The sequence below is a fragment of the Bradyrhizobium sp. 192 genome, assembly GCF_023100965.1.
In the GTDB taxonomy this organism is placed as follows: Bacteria; Pseudomonadota; Alphaproteobacteria; order Rhizobiales; family Xanthobacteraceae; genus Bradyrhizobium; species Bradyrhizobium symbiodeficiens.
On record NZ_CP064690.1, the window covers coordinates 1,795,047 to 1,819,064 of the forward strand.

General features: G+C 60.3%; 23 protein-coding genes and 3 pseudogenes. 22 read left to right on the top strand and 4 right to left on the bottom strand.

Features of this window, described 5'->3' with window-relative positions; translation table 11 throughout:
• Positions 1–268 precede the first annotated feature (268 nt).
• The 7 genes and pseudogenes from IVB24_RS08260 (at position 269) to IVB24_RS08295 (ending at position 5,529) form a co-directional block, all read left to right on the top strand.
• On the top strand, positions 269–499 hold the full coding sequence (locus tag IVB24_RS08260) for a DUF3363 domain-containing protein (protein WP_247339222.1): 231 nt from the start codon (positions 269–271) through the stop codon (positions 497–499).
• The gene (locus IVB24_RS08265; RefSeq protein WP_247339225.1) at positions 457–855 is read left to right on the top strand and encodes a DUF3363 domain-containing protein; all 399 of its coding nucleotides are present in this window, start codon (positions 457–459) and stop codon (positions 853–855) included. The genes IVB24_RS08260 and IVB24_RS08265 overlap by 43 nt, the downstream gene beginning before the upstream one ends.
• Before the next feature lie 201 nt (positions 856–1,056).
• Positions 1,057–2,206 (top strand): annotated as a pseudogene (locus IVB24_RS08275) (type IV secretory system conjugative DNA transfer family protein); the annotation flags it as partial.
• Between the two features lie 258 nt (positions 2,207–2,464).
• A pseudogene (locus IVB24_RS08280) lies at positions 2,465–2,884 on the top strand (CopG family transcriptional regulator).
• 530 nt (positions 2,885–3,414) lie between these two features.
• The gene (locus tag IVB24_RS08285; protein WP_247406699.1) at positions 3,415–3,825 is read left to right on the top strand and encodes a hypothetical protein; all 411 of its coding nucleotides are present in this window, start codon (positions 3,415–3,417) and stop codon (positions 3,823–3,825) included.
• Positions 3,822–4,463: an SDR family oxidoreductase gene (locus tag IVB24_RS08290; protein ID WP_247406696.1), complete on the top strand. Its 642-nt coding sequence runs from the start codon at positions 3,822–3,824 to the stop codon at positions 4,461–4,463. The genes IVB24_RS08285 and IVB24_RS08290 overlap by 4 nt, the downstream gene beginning before the upstream one ends.
• A gap of 70 nt (positions 4,464–4,533) precedes the next feature.
• Complete coding sequence (locus tag IVB24_RS08295) at positions 4,534–5,529, top strand: nitrilase-related carbon-nitrogen hydrolase (RefSeq protein ID WP_247406693.1); 996 nt, start codon at positions 4,534–4,536, stop codon at positions 5,527–5,529.
• 1,123 nt (positions 5,530–6,652) lie between these two features.
• Here IVB24_RS08295 and IVB24_RS08300 read toward each other — a convergent pair.
• A complete protein-coding gene (locus tag IVB24_RS08300; protein ID WP_247406690.1) occupies positions 6,653–6,823 on the bottom strand; it encodes a hypothetical protein in 171 nt (56 codons plus the stop codon).
• Positions 6,824–7,881: 1,058 nt separating this feature from the next.
• Between IVB24_RS08300 and IVB24_RS08305 the strand changes: the two genes are divergently transcribed.
• The 15 genes from IVB24_RS08305 to IVB24_RS08375 all read left to right on the top strand — a co-directional run bounded on the left by IVB24_RS08305 (position 7,882) and on the right by IVB24_RS08375 (position 23,133).
• Entirely contained in the window at positions 7,882–8,445 is a 564-nt protein-coding gene (locus tag IVB24_RS08305; protein WP_247406686.1) for a hypothetical protein, read from the top strand.
• Between the two features lie 151 nt (positions 8,446–8,596).
• Positions 8,597–9,844: an MFS transporter gene (locus IVB24_RS08310; RefSeq protein WP_247406706.1), complete on the top strand. Its 1,248-nt coding sequence runs from the start codon at positions 8,597–8,599 to the stop codon at positions 9,842–9,844.
• A gap of 215 nt (positions 9,845–10,059) precedes the next feature.
• Complete coding sequence (locus tag IVB24_RS08315; protein WP_247446655.1) at positions 10,060–11,274, top strand: TlpA disulfide reductase family protein; 1,215 nt, start codon at positions 10,060–10,062, stop codon at positions 11,272–11,274.
• A 538-nt stretch (positions 11,275–11,812) separates the two neighbouring features.
• On the top strand, positions 11,813–13,108 hold the full coding sequence (gene dctA / locus IVB24_RS08320) for a C4-dicarboxylate transporter DctA (protein ID WP_247406679.1): 1,296 nt from the start codon (positions 11,813–11,815) through the stop codon (positions 13,106–13,108).
• A 573-nt stretch (positions 13,109–13,681) separates the two neighbouring features.
• Positions 13,682–14,602, top strand: a complete 921-nt coding sequence (gene trbB, locus IVB24_RS08325; RefSeq protein ID WP_247406675.1) for a P-type conjugative transfer ATPase TrbB — start codon at positions 13,682–13,684, stop codon at positions 14,600–14,602.
• Positions 14,599–14,925 (top strand): TrbC/VirB2 family protein, encoded by a 327-nt coding sequence (locus IVB24_RS08330; protein WP_247338342.1) that lies wholly within the window; start codon positions 14,599–14,601, stop codon positions 14,923–14,925. The genes trbB and IVB24_RS08330 overlap by 4 nt, the downstream gene beginning before the upstream one ends.
• Positions 14,925–15,188 (top strand): VirB3 family type IV secretion system protein, encoded by a 264-nt coding sequence (locus tag IVB24_RS08335; RefSeq protein ID WP_247343533.1) that lies wholly within the window; start codon positions 14,925–14,927, stop codon positions 15,186–15,188. The genes IVB24_RS08330 and IVB24_RS08335 overlap by 1 nt, the downstream gene beginning before the upstream one ends.
• A 9-nt stretch (positions 15,189–15,197) precedes the next feature.
• Positions 15,198–17,633, top strand: coding sequence for a conjugal transfer protein TrbE (trbE, locus tag IVB24_RS08340; protein WP_247406660.1), 2,436 nt, complete (start codon positions 15,198–15,200; stop codon positions 17,631–17,633).
• A complete protein-coding gene (gene trbJ, locus IVB24_RS08345; RefSeq protein WP_247406658.1) occupies positions 17,630–18,364 on the top strand; it encodes a P-type conjugative transfer protein TrbJ in 735 nt (244 codons plus the stop codon). The genes trbE and trbJ overlap by 4 nt, the downstream gene beginning before the upstream one ends.
• Positions 18,365–18,366: 2 nt before the next feature.
• Positions 18,367–18,738, top strand: a complete 372-nt coding sequence (trbK-alt, locus tag IVB24_RS08350; protein WP_247772622.1) for a putative entry exclusion protein TrbK-alt — start codon at positions 18,367–18,369, stop codon at positions 18,736–18,738.
• Between the two features lie 3 nt (positions 18,739–18,741).
• Complete coding sequence (gene trbL / locus IVB24_RS08355) at positions 18,742–19,977, top strand: P-type conjugative transfer protein TrbL (protein WP_247406652.1); 1,236 nt, start codon at positions 18,742–18,744, stop codon at positions 19,975–19,977.
• A gap of 49 nt (positions 19,978–20,026) precedes the next feature.
• Positions 20,027–20,707: a conjugal transfer protein TrbF gene (gene trbF / locus IVB24_RS08360; RefSeq protein ID WP_247289301.1), complete on the top strand. Its 681-nt coding sequence runs from the start codon at positions 20,027–20,029 to the stop codon at positions 20,705–20,707.
• 1 nt (position 20,708) lies between these two features.
• Positions 20,709–21,683 carry a P-type conjugative transfer protein TrbG gene (gene trbG, locus IVB24_RS08365; protein ID WP_247406649.1) on the top strand — a complete coding sequence of 325 codons (975 nt, stop codon included), beginning with the start codon at positions 20,709–20,711 and terminating at the stop codon, positions 21,681–21,683.
• Entirely contained in the window at positions 21,680–22,885 is a 1,206-nt protein-coding gene (locus IVB24_RS08370) for a TrbI/VirB10 family protein (protein ID WP_247406645.1), read from the top strand. Before trbG ends, IVB24_RS08370 begins: the two co-directional genes overlap by 4 nt.
• A gap of 5 nt (positions 22,886–22,890) precedes the next feature.
• On the top strand, positions 22,891–23,133 hold the full coding sequence (locus IVB24_RS08375) for a DUF2274 domain-containing protein (protein WP_247289307.1): 243 nt from the start codon (positions 22,891–22,893) through the stop codon (positions 23,131–23,133).
• A 16-nt stretch (positions 23,134–23,149) separates the two neighbouring features.
• Here IVB24_RS08375 and IVB24_RS40155 read toward each other — a convergent pair whose 3' ends face one another.
• The 3 genes and pseudogenes from IVB24_RS40155 to IVB24_RS40165 all read right to left on the bottom strand — a co-directional run.
• On the bottom strand, positions 23,150–23,287 hold the full coding sequence (locus tag IVB24_RS40155) for a hypothetical protein (RefSeq protein WP_345947090.1): 138 nt from the start codon (positions 23,285–23,287) through the stop codon (positions 23,150–23,152).
• Between the two features lie 306 nt (positions 23,288–23,593).
• Positions 23,594–23,863, bottom strand: coding sequence for a hypothetical protein (locus IVB24_RS40160; protein WP_345946929.1), 270 nt, complete (start codon positions 23,861–23,863; stop codon positions 23,594–23,596).
• Positions 23,864–23,920: pseudogene (locus tag IVB24_RS40165) on the bottom strand (hypothetical protein); the annotation flags it as partial. It abuts the gene before it with no gap.
• Positions 23,921–24,018: the final 98 nt, after the last annotated feature.

A 24,018-nucleotide genomic window follows, 5' to 3' on the forward strand; every position in this document is an offset into this window, starting at 1 on the left:
GTCTCGCCTGATGATGCGACCTCGTCATCAGTCCCGGTTATATCGCTATGGGCTTGCGCGCCGGCGCCAGCGACCTTGTCATGCGCGAACTTGGCCCTCGTTCGGAGCTCGAGACTCGCCAGAGCCTTGAGGCGGACACGACAGCCGAACGCTGGACCACACTCGATCGGATGCTTGCCCGGGAAGCGGGGACGGCGGACGGCGTTATCAATTTGAGGTCCGAGCGGGATGCCGGGCGCGATCCATTGCGGGAAAGCGGATCGGGCGCATGCGGACGCTCGCGCGGCGCGGTTTGGCGGAACCTGCGGGCCCCGCCGTCTGGGTTCTGGCCCCCGATGCGGAGGCGAGGTTGCGCGCGCTGGGCGAGCGCGGTGACATCATCAGCGGCTGCACAAAGCCCTCACGCGGGACGGCGCCAGCCGCACCCCCGCATGCTGGGCACTGGAGGCGAAACTCATGGCGAACCAATCGTTGGCCGTCTCATCGGGCGCGGGCTTGATGAAGGGCACAGCCTTTGCCGTTGTCGACGGGATTGACGGGCGTGTGCATCACGTGAAGCTTCCTGCTGTCGAGGCGGCCGGCGATGGGCCGATCGGTGGGATCGTGGAACTGCGCCGGTTTGCGGACACCCGTGGTCGAACACGGATTGCGCTCGCGGTTCGCTCGGAGCTCTTTCTGGACCAGCAGGTCGCGGCGGATGAAGCAACGTGGCTAGACCGGCAGCTCGTCGCGCGAGGTCCTGCCGAGCTCTCGCGCATTGCGTTTGGCGCCGAGGTCCGTGCGCACTTGAATGGCGCATCGATGTTTTGGCCGACCAAGGACTCGCCCGGTGCGATGGCAACAAGGTCCGGCTAAGCCGCAACGTGATCGAAAGCCTCCGCGACCGCGAACTCGACGTCGTTACACGACGGCTCATGGAGCAAACGGGGCTTCCGCACTTGTCATCTGATGTTAGGTGAGCAGATCTGAGGGGATTATCGTGGACGTCTGTCACTGGCGTCCGGGCGCTTCGCGATGATCGAGAAAGGCCTCGGCTTTCAGCTTGTGCCCTGGTCGCCTTCGCTCGAGCGGGAGTGGCCGCGTTCGCTGATCGTCCACGAAATCAAGCGCGAGAATTTCCAGTTGACCTCGGGATGGCGCGCGCGCCTTGGAGATGTAATCTTATTCGACCGACAAACACGGCAAGCGCCGCCTACAATTTGCGAAGTACGAGAAGCGCAAAATGTCTGCATATCCTGGTTGATCCCGAAGGGGCGCTCGAGCGCCGCAACCATTGGGAAAAACCAGCCATTCTCTGCTCGTCGGCGCTATCCTGCATGTCCTCTACCTGAAGCTGACAAGACACTTGCCGGGGCTCAACTCGGTGATCGCGTTCATCCCGTCGTCGCTTCAGCAGCGCGAGAGCTGCTCAACAAGAGCGAGAACGAGCGGTCGGGCGTGCTGTCGACCACAATGAGCTTCTTGGGCCTTTATCGCGATCCGGTCGTTGCTAAGGTCACCGCGCGGAGCGATTGGCGCATTCTCGATCTCGTCGACAAACCGCAGCCCGTTTCACTCTGTCTCGTCGTGCCGCCATCCGACATCGTCCACACAAAATTCCTGATGTGGCTCATCCTCAATCAGATCGGACGGCGCCTGACCGAGAGCCTGGATCCCGACCGGCGCCGTCAAAAGCTCCTCCTGATGCTCGACGAGTCATGCAGCTCTGGGCCGCCTCGATTTGTTCGAGAGCCAGCTTGCCTTCATGGCCGGCTATGGCATTCGCAGTTTCCTGATCACTCAGAGCTTGAACCAGTTAGAACGCGCCTATGGGCCGAACCACGCGACCTCGACAATCGTTACATCCGGATAGCCGTCTCCACAATGACGAGCGCACCGCTAAGCGCGTCTCGGATGCGCTGGAGACCGCGACCGAACTGCGCGCCATGAAAAACTATGCCGGGCATCGCATAAGCCCCTGGCTTGGACACTTGATGGTGAGCCGCCAAGAAACGTCCCGTCCTCTCCTGACGCCTGGCGAAGCCATGCAGCTCTCATCGGAAGAGGCGATTGTGATGGTGTAGGGCCTCCACCCGCTGCGTGCCACCAAGGTTCGTTATCACGAGGACCCGCAATTTCAGAAGCGAATCTTCAAGCCCCTAAAGCAGCAACAATTCTCTTGTCCTCGCGCCCGGATGAGGACTGGTCGGGGCGCCCACCCCCTGCGCCCTCGATCGAACTGCTTGCGACTCGGCAGCGAAAGCATGGCGACCCGAACGGGTGGCTCCGGCGCGAGCCAGAATTGCCGCAGCACGAGGAGATCGAAATCAAGGCACCGCTCGCGGAACATGAGTTCGATGCTGGTCCCGTGAGCCCGACGCAGATGCGGTCCAGGCACAAGCGCTAGGCCGCGTAATGCAGGGATTAGCGCGCGCGACCAGCCTCGACCTGACGATGTCATGGACCTCTGAGTGGGGACAAATCGGTGAAAAAGGTTCAGCTCAGTATCTAACTTGATCCGCAGACATTCAGGACCGTTGATGTCTTTGCGGAGCGTCGTGGCCAGCCCAAGTCGCTGGTCGCAGCGGCCGCGATCGCGTCATTTCTTTCGCCTGACAATTCCGACCGACGCGAGGCGGCTATTGCCAAGCGGCTGGATCGCATCGCACGGCTGCTCGAGCGTCTCGAACGCAATGACAGCATCACGCTCGAGACGCTCGCCCTTTTCGTTCGCTTCTGGTTGACATCGCTGCCGACATTACCAGAACAATCCAGTCCAGCCGCTCGCGCCAAATGCGCCGAACGCTATGATCGATTCGTTGAAGCGCTTGGCCGAAGGCGTTCCAGCGGATCAACCGTTCTGAAAGAGGTGAGCTTGGATTCGAACGCCGCAATTCCAGAGTAATTTAACAATCGTCGGAGCAGGCGGACGATGCAGGACTACAAGGGAACTTGCGAGGGTGCTCGCGCCGAGTAGTTCGGCCGCAGATAACGACAGGGCCAAATCGAACGGACCGAGCGCCTTAGATCGGGACCGACGGCAGATATCTGAGGGCTGGGAGGCCGCATGACATGAATGCTGAAATCTGAAGCGAGTTGAGACGAGGTACGGCCTGCATTCGAGCTGCCGCTCGATGGAGTAACGCTGCTTGCTTGAGCAAGCGGAAGCCTCTCCAGAGTTCCGGAAGCTCTTCTCAATAGTTGGCCTACCAGTTTTTGCGGATTGCATCGCAGGTCCTCTGTGTTAGCAATCCACGTTGCACGGTCTTAGTCTGCGAAATCCTGTCGAAAATGCGAGAACTTGCACTGCCCCCAACTTCAGCAAACTGGTGTAACGTTATCCGTTTACGTCAGATTGCAATGAGGCAACCGCTGAGACCGCCTGCAATATGTTTCCACAATTCCAGAGGAACGGAACTACATCGTCCACTTTCGATGGAAGGACAACTGGAGAAGCACATTGGCTTGGAGCCGTTGAATGAGGCCCAATCCCGCCGGATGGCGATGATGGCCAAGCATCCTCACACCAAGATCAATCTGATCAGCTCGCTGGCCTCGCGACAAGACGGCGTTACGCAAGCAGAGTTGCGCAAGGCCACAGGATGGAAGCTTGTCCCGATGCCCCTGATCGCGAAGCGGTGCAAGATGAAGCTGATTACCAAACGTGAGAAGGGCAGCGTCACTCGCAAGAACGGTAAGATCGCCAGCAAGAGCGGCCACTTCACCACGTACTACATGATGGCGCATCATTTGACTACGGCAGTTGCCGACGCGACTACCGACACAGTGGGCAGAAAGCCCTATCCGTCAATGCATAAGCCAAGTGATGCGGAAAACGCGTCATGAGCCAAAGGCCTGCAGGGAAACGCGAAGCTATCCCGACAGCGAGGCTCGGCTATTTTTCGCGCCGGCTATCCCGCTTCGGAGGAAAGCGCGAAACTGTTATAGCCCATTTCGATGCCAATGCCGAAATTGCGAAACTCGGCTCGCTCGCGCAAACAACTCAGCAGAGCGTTGACGTCTTCGTCAATTTCCCCGGATTCTATTTCAATACTCACAAGGCGCTGCCTCTCGCGCGCAACCCGAGCGAGATCGTCTTCACGGCTTCTTCGTCCAATCAGGTCGGAATCGCGGGAACATCGGTTGTGTCGGCATCCAAGGCCGAACTGTGCCACTTGACGCGAGCCCTTGGCACCCAACTGATCCGCCGAAGCGCTCGGATAAACGCCGAGAGCTCGGGCGTCACCGAAAGTCCGCTGTTTAGAAACATCGGCATTTCCGAGACCAGCGTGCAAGACCGCGGAACGGTCCCGCTGGAGCAGATAGCCGCGAAACACTTCGGTAAGCCACGGAAGATCGCGGCGCGTGAGCTTCCTCGCTTTCGACGACGCATCCTACATCACCGGCATCGACGTGGCTGTCGATGGCAGACGCATACAGCCCTGAGTCCAACAAGCCCCCATGGGCTCGAAGAGCCCCCGTGAGAGTCATCCGTCATCCTCTACACCAGTTGCAGTGCAACGCTCGGATACTCACAATGTGCAGAAGAAGAGAATGAGGAAAATCGTTAAGGCAGCCGCCGTACAGATCAGCCCCGTGTTGTACAGCCGAGAGGGGACAGTCGAGAAGATCACCAGAAAGATTCGCGAATTGGGCAAAAAGGGGGTGCGTTTCGCCACGTTTCCCGAGACCATCATTCCCTACTACCCCTATTTCTCGTTCGTCCAGCCGCCCTTCACGCTTGCCAAGGAGCATCAGAGGCTGCTTGAGCAGTCCCTTACGGTACCCTCTGCGGAGACGCATGCGATCGGTGATGCGGCCAAGGACGCCCAAATGGTCGTTTCGGTCGGCGCCAATGAGCGGGACGGAGGATCGATCTATAACACTCAGCTCCTGTTCGATGCGGACGGCACGCTGATCCAGCGTCGCCGCAAGATCACCCCCACCTATCATGAGCGGATGGTCTGGGGCCAAGGCGACGGTGCCGGCCTTCGCGCCGTAGACAGCGCCGTTGGCCGGATCGGCCAGCTTGCGTGCTGGGAACATTATCTCCCGCTGGCAAGATACGCCTTGATTGCCGATGGCGAGCAGATCCACTCCGCGATGTACCCCGGCTCAATCTTCGGCCCTCTTTTTTCCCAGCAAACGGAAGTGAGCACCCGACAGCATGCCCTTGAATCGGCCTGCTTCGTCGTCAGCGCAACCGCATGGCTCAACGCCGACCAACAAGCCCAAATTGCCAATGACACGGGCGCTGCTATCGCCCCGATTTCCGGCGGTTGCTTCACGGCTATCGTTGCCCCCGATGGTCAATTGATAGGCGAGCCCCTGAAGGAAGGTGAAGGAGAGGTGATTGCCGATCTCGACTTCATCGAAATCGACGGGCGCAAGAGAGTGATGGATGCAAGCGGTCACTACAGTCGCCCTGAACTGATCAGCCTCCTGATCGACCGAACACCTTCTTCGCACGTCCATGAACGGACTATTCCTCCGAGGAGCGTGGCGACTGCCGGCCTTCATCGCGAGGACCGTGCTGCGGACGCCTCTTGACATTTTTTGGTCCTCCCCGCCCGAGCCGGAGATGGCGCATCCCCGCTTCGACCCGAACGGCCGGAGATCAGGTAATCGCCCGAGAGTCACGTGCGCAAAGAGAAAGAGCTAGTTTGCAGCAGGGCCATGCGGGCCGCTTGGCATGATCCAGACCGATTCTCTATTGGAAATGACTAGCTGCGGAGCCTCGCCAATGACCTTCAGCCTACAGCGCACCCGGTCACTGCAGCGGCAAGTTCGCTTCAGGTGTTCGAAAAGTTACGCTGACCGCCGCGCCCATCCTTGCCGCGCCCCGCCTTGAGATCTGGATGTTGCCTCGATGAGGACCCGCTCATGTTGGGAGCCTACATCGTCAGCTCGAGACGGCTCGTCACGGCAGGTCTTTCCGAGTGGCGCCAAACGGCGGACAGATCAGGTCCAGGCGATCCTCGCCGGGGAAGCTGGCGGCTGAAGGTGAACGCGCACTCAAGCTATGTGATCTCCATGCAAGGGCAATCCTGCGCAACACGAGCGCCCATTCGGGTTAGGAATTTTATGGAGGACGACAAAAACCAGATTACTCGCCGAGAAGGTGCCCACGGTTGCGCTCAACGATCCGGACCCAGCCCGCGGCTCGAGAAATGGGCCAAAGAGTACGAAAAGCTGTGTCCTGGACCCGGCCTCCAGATGCGATGAAAATTCATAACTGCCGCCGCACGGTGCTCTGGAAGGCGCTGGCACGCTCCCAGTAAACAACCGCACTTTCAGGGCGCAGTATCCAGGCCTATGCTGGCGGGATAGAGCAATCAGTACTTTTCAGGTGCCCGCGCAGACGGGCATGAACGTGCAGCAACTGCTGACGGGACTGGAGCAGATCGGTCCCGATACTCATCTACCGGTCGTTTGGCCGGCATGCTCCTCGGTCCATCTGGTGAATGCCTCCACCGGCAAGCTGTGACCACAGTGCTTCTGAAGTGCGGTGAGGGCAGTCGACGGGTGCCATCCGGCATGCTCACTCCGGTTTGGGTGCGCATCCTTTCCCGGCGTAGTTCGCGTACCATCCCTGGAAAATGCAGCGCCTTGGAGGGGTGATGCTTGCTGCCGCTGCAGGCGTCGCAGTCGCCCTCGCTGCCGGCGCTCTTCCTCAAGCTTCGCCACCATCAGAAATGGCGCTTACGGCTGGCACCGTGCGGTGCAGAGGCAGCGTGCGTTGAATATTGCGGCTGGCCGGCGAAGGTTTCCCCAGCTTAGCATCGTATTTCTCGGCCAGCACCAGAAGCCGCTTTCGCGTGAACGGATCGGCCTGATCAGCCATCGTGGGCCCGCTTTGCAAAGCTCCTGTAGAACTCGACATCCATGATGTGCCCTCACTCAACGCCACCAGGATTTGCGCTTAAGTACATCGGCGGCTCCGATGCCAAGGCGGGCGAACAGGGGGGCCTTTCGCAGAATGTTCTGCAACGCGGCTGTAGCAGCCGATTTGGCGCAAGTAAGCTCGCCGTCGGCAGGGGCAATTCACATGTCAGTCCTCCATCGATCCGGAAGCGACGCCCGGGGTGCGGGCGGACCGATGAATCGCGTGGCTGGCGAGGACCGGCACAACGAGCGCTACGTCTGCAGCCATAACCAGGGGGACCCGCTGCGCGATCCACCCGCCTGCCAGTGCGACCGACAGTTCCCCTGAGGCCTCCTGACAAGTGAGTGGTCGCACTGGGCCTGCTTATACGTTTGAACAGCCGTAGGACGGGCTCGACGTGCGGCACGCGAACGGGTGTAAGTCCTATCGCACGCTGGTGATGCATGCCGGAAATCGGAGGCGCGGGTGTATTTGGTCGCGCGCATGAGCTGGTGCGCTTCTTACGAGGCGCATCACCGCACAGGGAATAAGGCCGGTGCGTCCGCGCGGGTCGTTCGCGACCTCGAGGGCGCGAGGGCGCATCTAGATTGCGCCTGCGCCTCGTTTTGGATCGGTAACTTTGTCGATTTGACGTAAGGGTGCACGCACCGTCCGCGAAATCGCGCGTCTATCGGCGACCTGACTGTCTAGAGGCACAAGAGGCTACGACGTCTGGCGCTGGTCTTTAGGAATCCGCCCCTTCTTTCTTTCGGTACGCCAGGCTGCGACCAGAATGTCCCCGCGGTTGAAGCGGCATGCGGTCTCGGCCCTTTTGTCGTGCGTCATCGCAGGGCGATTCATCTGTTTCGACCAAACATCCAGACCACGCGCGAGCAAGCGCAGGCGGTGTGCGGTCGCAGAAAGAAGGAAGCTGGAGTATGCAGATTAGCGGCGGGCGCCGGGAAGAACCGAGCTCAAGTCGGAATGAAGCTGAGGTGGACGCGCAGCCGAGTCCAAGCGAAGCTCAGCAGACCAGAATGATAACAATTCAACTTTCTGAGTGCATTTTCCAGCGACTCGAAGCCGCGACTGACCGCCCTGGTATGGGCAAGAGCGTCGTCGTCGAGGCGGCACTTGAGCGCTTCCTGGATCCGGCGCCGCGTATAGAGGGTCTGGTTTACGAGGCGATCGAGCGAACGAATAAGCAGGTGCTCAGTCTGCGGACGGACCTTGCGGTGATCGCGGAAACAGTGGCCCTCCATGTGCGATACCACCTCACGCTGACGCCGCCGATGCCGCCATCCAAGCAGGACGAGGCGTGCGTACTGGGCCTCGAGCGCTTCAAGGCGTTTGCCGAGCAGGTCGATCGTCGCGTACGGTTTGGCCGGCCCTTGCTGCAGGAGGCAATTGATAGCTCGGGAAGTTCCAGCCGATCAGGGCCTGAAATGGGCGGCGGAGCGTCACGCGCCGTTCCACGAGCGCCAGTTGAAGAAGAAACCCACTGCGTGGCCGTCGTAGGTGAAAACTCAAATGCGGGTGCTGTCGCCGAGGAGGGCGGCAGCAATATCCACTTTCGACAGCTGCCAAACGCCTTGTGTTAAAGCCAGTGGCCGCGTTTCGAGCAACACGCGCAGCGATGCCGCTCGGCTGAGATCAGGCGAGAAGCCGGTCAATCGGGGTTGGAGCTGGCGGATCATCTCTTGCGTGTTCCTTCCCTTTGCAGCGGGATGTTATCTTTCCTACCTGTTTCGGATGATCAACACGCTCATTTGTGACCGCCTTGCCTCTGAATTGGAGCTTGGTACGGCCGATTTGGGGCTGTTGGGCTCGATCTACTTTCTAGTCCTTACCGGCAGCCAGATTCCGATGGGCATGCTCTTGGATCGCTTCGGTCCGCGCCGAGTCCAGGGTGCGCTCTTGCTGCTGGCTGCCGCAGGCGCTGCGCTTTTCGGACTATCGAATGGATTTCTGTCGCTTCTGATTGCTCGCGCGATGATAGCATTCGGTACCGCAGCTTCCCTCATGTCTGGCCTGAAAACAGTCGTGCTCTGGTTTCCGAGAGAGCGCGTGGCGCTCATCAACGGCTGTATGATCATGCTGGGTGCACTGGGCGCGGTAACGGCAACCGCACCAGCCGAGGCATTGCTTAACTGGATAGGCTGGCGCGGTCTATTTGAGGTGCTTGCCGCATCCAGCGCCTCCGCGGCCGCTTCGATCTATTTTTTGGTTCCAGAGCATGAGGCAACTGCGAAGAGCCCTCCAGGGACAGTCAGCCTGAAGACCGTCTATACGGATGGGCGGTTCTGGAGAATTGCGCCGATTTCTTCAACATGTATCGGGTCCGCGTGGGCCCTGCAGTCCTTGTGGGCAGCGTCCTGGCTGAGCGATGTGGAAGGGTTGGATCGAACAAGCCTTGTCACTCGATTGCTCGCAATGGCGATAGCCCTAAGCATTGGCGCATTGCTGCTCAGCGTGGTCGCCGATTCACTGCGCCGGCATGGCAAGAACATTGAAACGTTGCTCTCAATCGTAGCTGCTGTGTTCATTGCAGCCGAACTCGCGCTGATATTGCATCCGCCATTTCCGTCGCTACCGTCGTGGATCGTTGTGGCGCTGGTCGGATCAGCAATCGTCCTCAGCTACGCGATCATCGGAGATTACTTTCCGGCCCAACTGATCGCGCGCGCAAACGGCGTGCTCAACGTTCTGCATTTCGGGTGGGCTTTCCTCGTCCAGTACGGGACGGGGTTAATTCTAGAGCAATGGCCGGTAAAGGACGGACACTACCCCTCAATCGCGTATCAGACGGCGTTCAGTATGAATGTTGTGCTGCAGCTGGTCGCTCTAGTCTGGTTCATCGCCCCTTGGTTCAAAGAGTTGAATTGGAAATCTGAGATCGCCGTCAAGCGCAAGCCGACGGTCCAAAGCAGGTCAGTTCACGTCATGATCCCGAGCGCCGAAATGGTTATCCTGGAAACCGATCAAGATGTGGAGTGGTGAACTCGGCCTTCTGCCTGACTTCCCGCCTCGTCGGTCTGCGTCAAGAACGTCCGGCCGACTGATTGCCTGAGAAAGCTCCAAGCAGCTGGTCGGATATGCGACATGCGTCGCAAGGTCGACAGGAATGATACGAAAAATGCGTAATATCAATGAGCGCTGGCTGGCATGCGACTTGCTGTTGTTCTCCGCAGAGCCAGGTAAAGCGAATTTGAGCAATGACCAGTGTGACTGAGAGCGCAAGTCAAGTCGGTGCGGAGAATGTGCTGAGAGTCGGTTCGCCGGCTCCCTCCATCAAAGTTGAGGACTGGCTACGTGGCCAACCCCTTACAAAGTTCGAACCTGGGAAAATATACATCATCGAGTTTTGGGCAACGTGGTGCGGACCATGTATCGCCTCAATGCCGAATTTGGTGACCCTGCAAAGCAAATACAGGAGCAACGGAGTTGAGGTGGTGGGCATCGCGGCTCACGAACAAGCTTCGACGGCAGATGAAGCGAGAGCCAGCTTGGACGCTTGGTTGACGAAGAGCTTGCCAGATCTGAACTTCGCGATCGCATTCGACTACTCCGGCGAAATGAACAACCTTTGGATGGATCCCAGCTTTTCTGTCGGGATTCCCTCGTCATTCGTGGTCGATCGTGACGGCCGCTTCGCCTTTATCGGCCATCCGACGCAACTCGATAACTTGTTGCCCAAAGTTCTGAACGGCTCCTGGGCAGTGAGCGACGAAGCCAAAGCCCTGGATGCGGAGAGGATAACCACGGGCAGACGCAGAAAGCGCGAACTATCGCAGAAGCGAGCGCTGGTGGAACCGATCTTTGCCAGACTTGAAGCCGCCATGAATACTAAGGATTGGGCGGCAGCCCTTTCAGGGGTTGAGGAGGCACTCGCTGCGATGCCGGACGATGTCACCTTCCGTGGGCTTCATGCGGAATTGTTGCTTCACAAGATGCGCGACATGCGGGCCGGCTTGGCGGTATTGCGCCAATTGGTTCGCGATGCGATCGACAAGAAATCTGTGGTTTGGATGAGCGTGGCCATCCGCCAACTCTTCGACCCCGCGAAAGACTACTCCGGTTTCCCACATGCCGAGCGCTTTGCCATGGGCAAGGACCTCTCCGAACACATTCTCGCGGCGAATCCGCCCCAAGGCAGCGAGGGCGCGAAGTTCCTCTCGTACGGGGCGGTCGCTCGGTACTATTACGAGACCGGTAACAGGAATCGCGCGATCGAATTGGTCGAGGTGGCGCTGAAATGGCTGGATGCAGCGCCTGCCTCCGATGTAGCGAAACGGGATCTCGTGCAGTGCTCCCTCCAGGCCTTGGCGAGCTACAGGAGTGAGAAGCTCTGTTACGAGGAGTGTTGTTCGGCACCGCAAAACACAGCTCCCGAAAAGGCGGAACCGGGATCGCCAATGGAGGCAGCGTGAGCAATGCTACTGGCTATGTCTTCTCGGCCCTTGTGGTTTTCGATCGAAGTCGATGCCTTTGGGAATGTCCGGGCATTCACCTGAAGCCAGGATAGGACGAGTGAAGGGGTGAACGCAGGCGCGCCGCACCACCACAAGTTCTTTACGGTGAATGTCTCTTCAACGCACGGTCGCTGTCCGGCGCGATAGCGGCGAGAATGCCTCAGGTGAAGAGTGGTCGCCGGCTGCTAAGGGTGGCGGCTTTTAGCATGCTGGTGGCATCTTCGAACAACCAAAAAAGATAGAAATGGGTGGTGACGCTGATGCATTCGAACTCTCAAGGAAGCTTTCTCAAGTTTTTACCGCTGGTTTCAGAAGGGATTCAGGACTTTGTTTCGCGTTGGCCGCAAGTCCATTCGGGAGATGCGGCAACCGGTGGCAACGGACGGGGCTTTTTAAAGCGGTCAGTGCGCTGTGCGCGCCGCGCTAAGGGAGCACTGAGCGAAGCCGTGCCTTCATTGTCACCCCGCTTTGGTACCACGGCGCCGGGTCGAGCGTGATGTACAATCACCGCCAGCGCCGCTCTGTTAAAGTCGCCGCCCTGTTCCAGCCATCTGGCCCCTGGTACAATGTTCTTTATATCCAGGTACTCATCGCGATCCTGATTGGCGTTCTCGTTGGCTGGTTGTGGCCTTCTGTGGGGACGAACAGCTGGGTCAAAGCGCTTGGTGACGGATTCATCAAGCTGATCAAAATGGTGATCGCGCCGATCATCTTCTGCACTGTTGTGTCCGGAATTGCGCATGTTCAGGATGCACGAAAGGTCGGCCGAGTCGGCGTCAAGGCGCTGCTTTACTTCGAGATCGTGTCAACCTTCGCGCTGATCCTGGGTCTCGTGATGGGCAATCTCGTTCAGGCCGGTCATGGGCTTGCTCCCAGGGCTGACGCCGCGGCGGTAGCCAACTACGTCAAAAGAGCGGAAGGGCAGAAGGCGGTCGATTTCCTCCTCAATATTATTCCGGATAGCGTAGTTGGCGCTCTGGCCCGAGGCGACGTGCTACAGGTGCTGCTGTTTGCCATCCTATTCGGGTTCTCCCTGATGGCGCTTGGCCAGCGGGGTGAGCGGATGCGCAGTCTGGTCGACGATGCTGCACACGCGGTGTTTGGTGTCATTAGGATCGTAATGAAGGCAGCGCCAATCGGGGCGTTCGGCGCCATGGCCTACACTATCGGCGAATTCGGACCGTCCGCGCTCGGTAAACTCATCAGCTTGGTTGCTCTGTTCTATGTGACAGCCGGGCTCTTCGTGATCATTGTGCTTGGCCTGGTCGCGCGCTTGGTCGGTTTTTCTATTCTAAAGTTCATCTTCTACATCAAGGATGAGCTGTTGATCGTGCTCGGAACGTCGTCGTCCGAAAGCGCGCTGCCGCAGTTGATGGAAAAACTCGAACGGCTGGGCTGTTCCAAGCCGGTCGTGGGCCTGGTGGTGCCGACAGGATACTCTTTCAATTTGGATGGGACCAACATTTACATGACGTTGGCGACCTTGTTCATCGCGCAGGCGCTCGGGGTCGATCTCGACTTCGCCCAGCAGCTCACGATACTCGTTGTGGCGATGCTCACCTCGAAGGGCGCAAGTGGTGTTACCGGTGCCGGGTTCGTCACCCTGGCCGCAACGTTGACCGTGGTCAGTCCTGACCTCGTCCCGGGCATTGCGATCGTATTCTCGATAGACAAGTTCATGAGCGAGGTGCGCGCGCTTACCAACATCATCGGGAACGGTATTGCGGCGGTGTTTGTGTCGTGGTGGGAAGGTGAACTCGACCATGTCTCGCTACACGCGCAGCTCAAGTAGATCTGCGATTTCAGCTCGGCCATTGCGGACTAGAATCACTGTCTGAATGCCTGCATTCTGCGTCGGCAATCGTCGTGCAGTACTGGGCCACCCTGATTCCAGGGGGAATGGTGCAGGGTCATGCTACGCTCACGGTGGTGCACCAGACCAGCGTCGGCATTTGTGCCTGCTGCAGCCCGCCGGCTGATGTGGTTCATTATCCCACGTTTGAGCTTCCTCGAAAACTGGGAACTCAATCGTGCCCACGCGAGGGAGCGACATTGGTTCAGGAGAAGCAATGGAGGGTGAGCAAACACCGCGGCCGGGAAAGGCGTAAAAATAGTAAGCTCAGGACCATTGCTCATTGCTGATTTCTCGCCTCGCGGTCGAGGGGCCGGGGCGTCAAGCCGGCGCTCTTTTCAAATGTTCCTTTCTCTACGCTAGACTACGAACAGCATATTCCCTTCGTTGCGGTAACACGCGATCTATCTTTTATTTGCCTTCAGATGAGGGCGCGAAAGCGGCCTCAGCAGCTTGGGGCAAATCGTGGCGATCCATTCTTTTGATTCAGAAGCGAACTTGCGCGGAGCGCGTATGCTGCGTACCGCGTTGGGGCCCGCCATCGCAGGGTTTTTGGAAGATCCGGCAATCGTCGAGGTGATGCTCAATCCCGACGGCCGGCTGTGGATCGACCGACTGTCGAGCGGCCTTACAGACACCGGAGAGAGCCTTTCGGCAGCGGATGGCGAACGAATCGTCCGACTGGTCGCGCACTATGTAGGAGCAGAAGTTCATCCCGGCTCGCCCCGGATTTCGGCTGAGCTGCCGGAAACGGGGGAACGTTTCGAAGGATTGCTGCCGCCGGTTGTTGCCGCGCCGACCTTTGCCATCCGCAAACCGGCGATCGCCGTGTTTGGCCTGAACGAGTATGTCGCCGCGGACATTATGAACGCGAGCCAAGCGAGCGCGCTTCGCAACGCGGTCGCCGCACGGAAGAACATCTTGGTCGCCGGCGGCACCTCGACCGGCAAGACCACGCTGACAAATGCGCTGCTTGCCGAGGTTGCCAAAGGTTCGGACCGCGTCGTCCTCATCGAAGATACCCGGGAGCTTCAGTGCAGGGCACCAAATTTGGTGGCGCTGCGGACCAAGGACGGCGTGATCTCGCTCTCCGATCTTGTGCGCTCCTCTCTTCGCCTGCGCCCTGATCGCATTCCGATCGGCGAGGTCCGTGGGGCCGAAGCGCTGGATCTTTTGAAAGCCTGGGGCACAGGACATCCCGGCGGCATCGGAACGATACACGCCGGGACCTCGCTTGGCGCGCTGCGCCGGCTCGAGCAGCTGATCCAGGAAGCCGTCATCACCGTCCCACGCGCCCTGATCGCAGAAACCATCAACGTCATCGCCGTTCTCTCTGGCCGTGGCGGCGAACGGCGGTTGAGCGAACTCGCCAGCGTCGAAGGCCTTGGATCATCGGGCGACTACAGCCTTTCGAACATCGGAGATCAGTCATGACCACACGATCGTCTCTCGGGCGCGGCTTCATCTCAATTGTGGCGTTCGCCAGCCTTGCCCTAGCCAGCGCGCCGGCCTGGGCCGCCGGCTCGAACATGCCTTGGGAGCAGCCGCTGAACCAGATCCTGCAATCGGTCGAAGGTCCGGTCGCAAAGATCATTGCGGTCATCATCATCATCGTGACCGGGCTGTCGCTCGCCTTTGGCGACACCTCGGGTGGTTTCCGGCGGCTAGTCCAGATCGTGTTTGGCCTGTCGATCGCATTCGCCGCATCGAGCTTCTTCCTTTCGTTCTTCTCATTCGGCGGCGGAGTGGTGATCTGATGGACGAGCCAGTCCCGGAATTTGTGGCTCCCGTCCACCGCGCGCTCACCGAACCGATCCTGCTGGGCGGCGCGCCGCGCGCGGTTGCCATCCTCAACGGTACACTGGGCGCCGCACTCGGTCTGGGCCTGCGCATGTGGCTGGCCGGCCTTCTCCTCGCTTTCGTGGGTCACATGGCTGCGGTCTGGGCCGCAAAGCGCGATCCGGAATTCGTGGAAGTCGTGCGCCGGCATGTTCGCGTTCCCGCTCACCTCAGCACCTGAAGTCGTCCCATGATGAATCTTGCCGAATACCGCCGTTCAAGCACACGTCTTGCCGACTTCCTGCCCTGGGCTGCCCTGGTCGATGAAGGGATCATTCTCAATAAGGATGGATCGTTTCAGCGAACGGCCCGGTTCAGAGGGCCGGATCTCGACAGCTCCGTGCCAGCCGAGCTCGTTGCCGTCGCAGGCCGCCTCAACAATGCACTCCGTCGTCTCGGATCCGGGTGGGCCGTGTTCGTCGAGGCGCAGCGGCATTCGGCCGGACGCTATCCGCCGGATACATTCCCGGACGTCGCCTCGGCGCTGGTGGATGCGGAGCGGAAGGCGCAATTCGAGGAAGCCGGCAGTCATTACGAATCGAGCTACTACCTGACTTTCCTTTATTTGCCTCCGGCAGAGAGTGCGGCCGCAGCAGAGCGCCTGCTGTACGAGGGCAGCCAGCGCGCTGCGGGAGCCGATGCACGCGAGCTGCTCGCCGGCTTTAGTGACCGGACCAGCCGCGTGCTGCAGCTGGTCGAGGGTTTCATGCCGGAATGCCGTTGGCTTGATAACGAGCAAACGCTGACCTACCTGCATTCGACGGTCTCGACCAAACGGCACCGGGTGCGTGTGCCAGAAATCCCGATGTATCTCGATGCGTTGCTAGCCGATCAATCGCTGGTAGGCGGACTTGAACCCATGCTGGGCGACGCGCATCTGCGCGTTCTGACGCTCGTGGGGTTTCCGACTGCGACCACGCCCGGGATTCTCGACGAGCTGAACCGGCTGGCATTCCCGTACCGCTGGTCGACGCGCGCTATCATGCTCGACAAGACAGATGCCACAAAGCTCCTCACCAGGATCAGGCGTCAATGGTTTGCCAAGCGCAAGTCGATCGCCTCGATCCTGAAGGAGGTGATGACGAACGAGGCCTCCGCGCTTTTGGATACCGATGCCCACAACAAGGCGATGGATGCGGACAGTGCGCTCCAGGAATTGGGTTCGGATCAGATCGGCCAGGTCTTCGTCACGGCAACGGTCACAGTCTGGGACAGGGATCCGCGCGCAGCCGACGAAAAGCTCCGCCTCGCCGAAAAGGTTATCCAGGGCCGAGACTTCACCTGCATGGCCGAGACGGTCAATGCCGTCGAAGCCTGGCTCGGCAGCCTGCCGGGACAAACTTACGCGAACGTCCGCCAGCCGCCGGTCTCGACCCTGAACCTCGCCCATATGATCCCGCTATCTGCGGTATGGGCCGGAGAGGTGAGGGATCACCACTTCAAGGCGCCCCCATTGTTCTTCGGCAGGACTGAAGGTTCCACGCCATTCCGGTTTTCTCTGCATGTCGGAGATGTCGGCCACACGCTGGTCATCGGACCGACGGGCGCCGGCAAGTCGGTCCTGCTGGCGCTCATGGCGCTGCAGTTCCGCCGCTACAGCGCGGCGCAGATCATTGCGTTTGACTTCGGCGGCTCGATCCGCGCATCGGCCATCGCCATGGGCGGCGACTGGCATGATCTCGGCGGCGCGCTCGATCCGTCAGAACTCGTCGCCCTCCAGCCGCTCGCGCGCATCGACGATCTCGGCGAGCGAGGCTGGGCATCCGACTGGATCGCATCGATCCTGTCGCGCGAGCGGATCGAGGTCACGCCTGAGACTAAGGATCATGTCTGGTCGGCGTTGACCTCGCTCGCCTCGGCGCCGGTTGCCGAGCGGACGCTGACTGGGCTCTCCGTTCTCCTGCAATCCAACGCTCTCAAGCGCGCGCTGCAGCCCTACTGCCTCGGGGGGCCATACGCGCGGTTGCTGGACGGCGAGCACGAAACGGTCGGTGAAGCCTCCGTCCAGGTGTTCGAGACCGACGGATTGATTGGGACCTCTGTCGCGCCCGCAGTTCTGGCGTATCTGTTTCACCGGATCGAGGACCGCTTAGACGGCCGTCCGACACTGCTCATCATCGACGAAGGCTGGCTCGCGCTCGATGATGCCGATTTTGCCGGCAAGCTCCGCGAATGGCTCAAAACGCTTCGCAAGAAGAACGCCTCCGTCGTTTTTGCGACCCAGTCGCTCGCCGATATCGACGCCTCCAAAATCGCGCCTGCCATCATTGAGAGCTGCCCGACCCGGATCCTGTTGCCAAACGATCGCGCCGTCGAGCCGCAGATCATGGCGATTTACCAGCGCTTTGGGCTGAACGACCGCCAGACCGAGATCCTCGCCCGCGCCACCCCCAAGCGACACTACTACTGCCAATCTCGACGCGGCAACCGCCTGTTCGAGCTCGGACTTGGCGAAATCGCGCTCGCCTTCGTGGCCGCCTCGTCCAAAGCCGACCAGGCTCTCGTCGAACGGGTGCTTGCCGAGCACGGACGGGACGAGTTCGTGACCGGTTGGCTCAGGGCGCGCGACCTCGGCTGGGCCTGCAATCTCACTCCGCAGCTCGCCCAACAAGGAGCGCTCTCATGAACTGGATCCGGCCGATTCTGGCGGCAAGCATCATCGCCATGATCATGGTCCAAGCGCCCGGCAGAGCAAAGGCGCAGTGGATCGTTTTCGATCCCAACAACTACGTTCAGAATGTGCTGACCGCCGCGCGTGAGCTGCAGCAGATCAACAACCAGATCACCTCGCTGCAGAACGAAGCGCAGATGCTGATCAATCAGGCGAAGAACCTGGCCAGCCTGCCTTATTCGTCGTTACAACAGCTCGAGCAATCGATTCAGCGCACCCAGCAGCTACTCTCGCAGGCACAGCGAATTGCCTATGATGTCCAGCAGATCGATCGCGCGTTTTCCACAACCTATGCGCCGGCATCGGTCAGCATGTCCAATGGGCTCCTTGTCGGAAATGCGCAGACGCGTTGGCAGAACTCCGTTGCCGGGCTGCAGGACGCCATGCGGGTCCAAGCGAGTGTTGTCCGCAATCTCGACACCAACCGCACCCAAATGTCGGCCCTGGTGACGGCGAGCCAGGGCGCATCGGGTGCGCTTCAGGCAAGTCAGGCCGGCAACCAGCTCCTTGCGTTGCAAGCTCAGCAGCTTGCGGACCTTACGGCTACTGTCGCGTCGCAAGGTCGTGCGCAAACGCTCGAGTCTGCCCAGCGCGCAGCTGCGCAGGATCAGGGCAGGGAGCAACTGCGGCGCTTTCTTGCCCAGGGGCAGGGCTACCAACCAACAACCGTGCAGATGTTCCACTGATCATGAAGAAACGACTTGAACGACTGCTCGCCGCGGCAGCCCTTGGTCTTGCTGTCCTGGTGGTTGGCGTCTGCGCCATTCGGTTGCCTGAGGACGGGAGCGCGACCCAATCTTCCGTCTATCTCGCCTCGAAATCCGATGCGACCGCAGCAAAGCTCGAGCAATGCCGCACCGTCACCTACCAGCAGAAAGAGGCTCTTCTGGAATGCCAGAAGATCTGGGCCGAGCAGCGCAGGCAGTTCTTGGCAGGAAGTAGATCGACAGGTGATCCGGACAGCCGGACAGGCGCCGCGCCATTCCTCTCTCCTGTCCCGCGCAAGGACGAAAGTCGCCTCCCGTCCGGTTTTCCCTCCATTCCAAGCCAAAGCGAGTGACCCATGGGTGGTACCTCCGTCATCGATCAATTCCTGGAAACCTTCACCCGCTACATCGATTCCGGGTTTGGCCTCGTCGGAGGCGAAGTGGGGTATCTCGCCACGACGTTGGCGGCGATCGACCTCACGCTCGCGGGCCTGTTCTGGTCCTTTGGCACTGATGAGGAGATTCTTGCCCGGCTCCTCAAGAAGACATTGTTTGTCGGCGTCTTTGCCTATCTGATCAGCAATTGGAACAGCCTTGCGCGCATCGTCTTCGAGAGCTTTGCAGGCCTTGGGCTAAAAGCCTCAGGCACAAGCCTGTCGTCGGCAGATTTTCTGCGGCCGGGCCGGATCGCGCAAGTTGGCCTTGATGCCGGCCGACCCATCCTCGACTCGATCTCGGGGCTCATAGGTTACGTCAGCTTCTTCGAGAATTTCGTGCAGATCGTGGTCCTGCTGTTCGCCTGGATCGTGGTGCTGTTGGCCTTCTTTATTCTCGCGATCCAGCTTTTCGTCACGCTTATCGAGTTCAAACTGACGACACTTGCCGGCTTCGTGCTGATCCCCTTTGGCCTCTTCGGCAAGACGGCCTTTGCGGCCGAGCGAGTGCTGGGCAACGTAATCTCTTCCGGCGTCAAGGTCCTGGTCCTGGCCGTCATTATCGGCGTCGGATCGACCTTGTTCTCGCAGTTCACGGCAGGCTTCGGCGGCAACCAGCCGAGCATCGAGAATGCGATGGCGCTGGTGCTCGGTGCGCTCACACTTCTGGGGCTCGGGATTTTTGGGCCCGGTATTGCCAACGGCATCGTCTCCGGAGGTCCGCAGCTTGGCGCCGGAAGCGCTGTCGGGACAGGCCTCGCCGCCGGTGGCGTTGTTGCGGCTGGCGCAGGTCTCGCCGCCGGCGCGGCCGGTCTCGCCGGCGGCGCGATTGCTGGCGCGGCACGTGGAGGCAGCGCGATTGCAAATGGTACGATGAGCGTGTCGCGGGCGGGGAGCATGTCCGGCGCAGAAGCAAGTGCGTCAGGTGCGGCTAGTCCTTTACGTTCGGTCGCCACTGGTCTTGGCGGAGCGCCGAACCATGCCGGTCGTGAAGAGGGGGACTCTTCCGCCGCTGGGTCCGACGCGCCCCCTTGGGTTCGTCGGATGAAGCGAGCGCAGACGATCAGCCATGGCGCATCAGCGGCTACCCAGGCGATCCGTTCCGGCGATCACGGCGGGGGCGGCGGATCTGTCGACCTCTCGCAACAAGACCGCTGACGCTTCACATCGACCATTTCCATTCCTGAGCATCTCTTGAGGTCAAACAATGTTCAAACGATCGGCCGTTCACTATGGCCGCATGCCGGAGCCTGTCACTCCGTATCAACGCGCCGCCCAGGTCTGGGATGATCGCATTGGGTCTGCGCGCGTCCAGGCCAAAAACTGGCGCCTGATGGCGTTTGGCTCCCTCTTCTTGTCCGGCTGTTTTGCCGCCGCTCTGGTCTGGCAATCCGCACACGGGACGATCACGCCGTGGGTGGTTGAGGTCGACCAATTGGGGGAAGCCAAGACTGTCGCTCCGGCAAATGCCAGCTATCAACCGACGGACCCCCAAGTCGCTTTTCACCTGGCGCGATTCGTCGAGCATGTGCGTGGTCTGCCGATGGACGCCATCGTGCTCCGCGAAAACTGGCTGCGCGCCTACGATTTCACGACGGATCGCGGTGCCGCGGCGCTCAACGATTATGCCCGCAACAACGAACCATTCGCCAAGCTCGGCAAAACGCAAGTCGCGATCGAAGTGTCTAGCGTCATCCGGGCCTCCCCTGAGAGCTTTCGCCTGGCCTGGATCGAGCGGCGCTACGAGAACGGTCAGCTTGCCGCAACGGAGCGGTGGAGCGCGATCCTCACCATCGTCGTGGAAATGCCTCGCGATCTGGATCGCCTACGCAAAAATCCCCTCGGCATCTACGTCAACGCGATCAACTGGTCAAAGGAGCTCGGCTAACATGCCATCAGGTCTCGTTATTGTGTCACGAAAAGCGCGGCCGTGCTTGCCTCTGGCTCTTCTGGTCTGTGTCTCGACGCTGGGCGGCTGCACGACCTTCAGGCCGCCGCAAATCAGCTACGACAACGAGCTCCCGCCGGCACCGGACTTGCCGGCGCTTGCCGATGATCGCCCGCGACCGCTGCATGTGCCGCCGGCCTGGAAGGCTGCACGAGGCGGCAACAGCGCGGAGCCCAAGGAGCCTGTCGAGCGCATCGAAACCGCAAATGACGCTGCACGCGTGCAGCCTCGCAAAGCCGGCTACTACAATGCGGTGCAAGTGTTTTCCTATAGTCCGGGCGCGCTCTACCAGATCTATGCCGCGCCGGGGCAAATTACGGACATTGCCCTCGAGCCCGGTGAGCAGCTGATCGGCTCAGGACCGGTCGCCGCAGGCGATACCGTCCGCTGGGTGGTCGGCGACACCGAGAGTGGCAGCGGCGACACCCGCCGCGTTCACGTCATGGTCAAGCCCACCCGTCCCTCGATCGAGACCAACCTCGTCGTCAATACTGATCGCCGTACTTACCTGATCGAGCTTCGCGCCAAAGAAAAGCCCTATATGCCCTCGGTCGCCTGGTTCTATCCGGCGGATCGTGGCGGGCGAACGCGAGCTCTACCGCCGACAGCCTTTATTCCGGACCTGCCGGCGCGCCGGTACCGTTACGCGATCGAGGGCGACAGCCCGCCGTGGCGTCCCGTCAACGCTTATGATGACGGCCGCAAAACCTATGTCGAATTCTCCTCCGGCGTCAGTCAGGGCGAGATGCCGCCGCTCTTCGTGATCGGGCCCAACGGTAAAGCCGAGATCGTCAACTACCGCGCTTACGGAAATGTGCTGATTGTTGACCGGCTGTTCGCGGCCGCCGAGCTGAGGCTCGGCGAGGAGCACCAGCAGAAGGTCAGGATCGTGCGAACCGACGGGAGGTCGCTTTGAACGATAGTGACCAGGCGATCGATGAACCAAACGAACCACCTCGGGCCAGGCCACCGGAAGAGATCGCCGAAGCGCTGCGGCTTCGGCCGGATCCTCCGCAAGTTGCGCGCCTCTCGCGAAAGGTCCTGATAGGCGTCAGCGCTTCTGTGCTCGTGCTGGTCACCGGCGCGGTGCTCTGGGCGCTGCAGGAGAAACGGTCTCATACTTCAGCGCCTGAGGAGCTTTACGCCACCGACCACCACAATATCGCCGATCAGCTCGCGACCTTACCAAAGGATTACACCGAGATCCCGAAGGACGTGCCGCGTCTAGGGCCGCCCTTGCCGGGCGATCTCGGCCGGCCGATCGTCGCAGCACAGGGGTCTTCGACATCCAGCTCCCTCGGCATCGATGCCGAACAGCAGCATCTCAGCCAGGAGAGCGAGGCGGCACGGATCAGCAAGGTATTTGCCAGCACCAATGTCCGGCCACAGGTCCCTGCCACCTCATCGAGCGAAGCTCGTTCATCCGCCGCGCCATCATCCGACGAAGCATTTGCTCAAAATGGCCAAGACCGAAAGCTTGCGTTCGTCAGTGCAACGGTCGATCGTCGGACGACAAGCTCCGATCGCCTTGTGAGGCCCGCTTCGCCTTTTGTCGTTCAGGCCGGAACGGTCATTCCGGCCGCGCTGATCACAGGAATCCGCTCCGACCTGCCTGGCCAGATCACAGCCCAAGTCACAGAAGCGGTGTACGATTCTCCTACCGGGCGAGCTCGCCTTATCCCCCAGGGAGCAAGGCTGATCGGGAGCTACGATAGCCAGGTCGCATTTGGACAGTCGCGCGTGCTCCTGGTGTGGACGCGCCTTATCATGCCGAATGGAAGGTCGATTGTTTTGGAACGGCAGCCCGGCGCAGATGCGGCAGGTTACTCTGGTCTTGAGGACGAAGTCGACAATCATTGGAAGGAATTGTTGGGGGCCGCCGCTCTTTCGACGCTGCTTTCCGTCGGCACGGAGGTGAATTCCGGGGCGGATAGCGGCAATACCAACAGCGATCTCATTGCCGCGCTCCGCCGTGGAGCTGGGGAATCGATCAATCAAGCGGGCCAGCAGATAGTCCGCCGCAATCTCAACATTCAGCCAACTTTGACGATCCGTCCGGGATTTCCGGTGCGGGTGATCGTCAACCGTGACCTGGTGCTCGAACCGTATAGGGGGTGAGAACGATGCCCAAGTTAAAGCTCGGCGCAATCCACGACGACAAGCCGATCAAGATTACGCATGAACTGCCCGCGAGCGTGCACAGGGATCTCGTGGCATATGCCGAGATCCTTGCGCAGGAGACCGCTCAGCCGATCGGCGATCCAGCTAAGCTTATCGCGCCCATGCTGGCCCGGTTCATGGCAGCCGACAGGAGCTTCCGGAAAGCGCGCCACGCGCGTCAGCGACCACTCGAAGGCGATGGGTAGCGCTCAGAGACCAACTTCAGGAATTCGTGCAGCGCCGGGTTTCATTGTCGGCGCGCCAATAGGCAGAAAGCTCGAATCGGCTCGCACCCGCGCCATCGCGCAGCTCCCGGTAAACAAGGCCGGCAAAATTTGCGCCTATGTCGGCCTCGAACACGAGGCTTCTTCCTGTGTTCATGCTGATCAAGCTTTTGATGATGCCGCGACTGACGTCGTGGCGCCAGATTTTTGGGCGGACCTCAGCTCGGAGCTTGGAAACGCAGAAGATCTTCGAGCTCGTTTCCGAGGTCGTAGTGGCTGAGCAGCACCGTCTCGCCGCACAGGTCGTTCCAGTAGACAGTTTCGCGCGAACTGAGGGGATGGTCATGAGAAGGCCACGAGAACACCCTCGCTCCACAGAGCCATGGCTTTATTGTCCAACAACGGCAAGCGCCCGGTGACGATCAGGAGATCGAGCGCTCCGTTACGAAGTGCCGCTGCTAAACGTGTCCGTGATCGTGCTCTGCGGGAAGCGCTGCTTGAACTCAAGTAGGGAGGCTTGCAGATTGCCGTCCGAAAGTGATGTGCAGAAACCGACGCTCAGACGGCCGGTTTCGCTGTTGTGAACGGATCGGGCCGTTGCAATAAGCGCGCCGAATTCCTCCAGGATGGTTCTGGCCAACCGAAGAACGTCGCGGCCGGGCCGCGTTGGGCGCACACCTCCGCTGAAGCGCTCGAAAAATGGAACGCCCAAGTCGTGCTCAAACTCGCTGATTCTGCGGCTAAGGCTCGATTGTTGCGATCCGAGCAACTCGGCGGCTCACGAAAGCTACCGCAATCGGCGGCAGCGACCGCCGATCTCAGGTGTTTCAGTTCGATCGCTCTGGTGGCTTGGAGTGACGGAAGTGT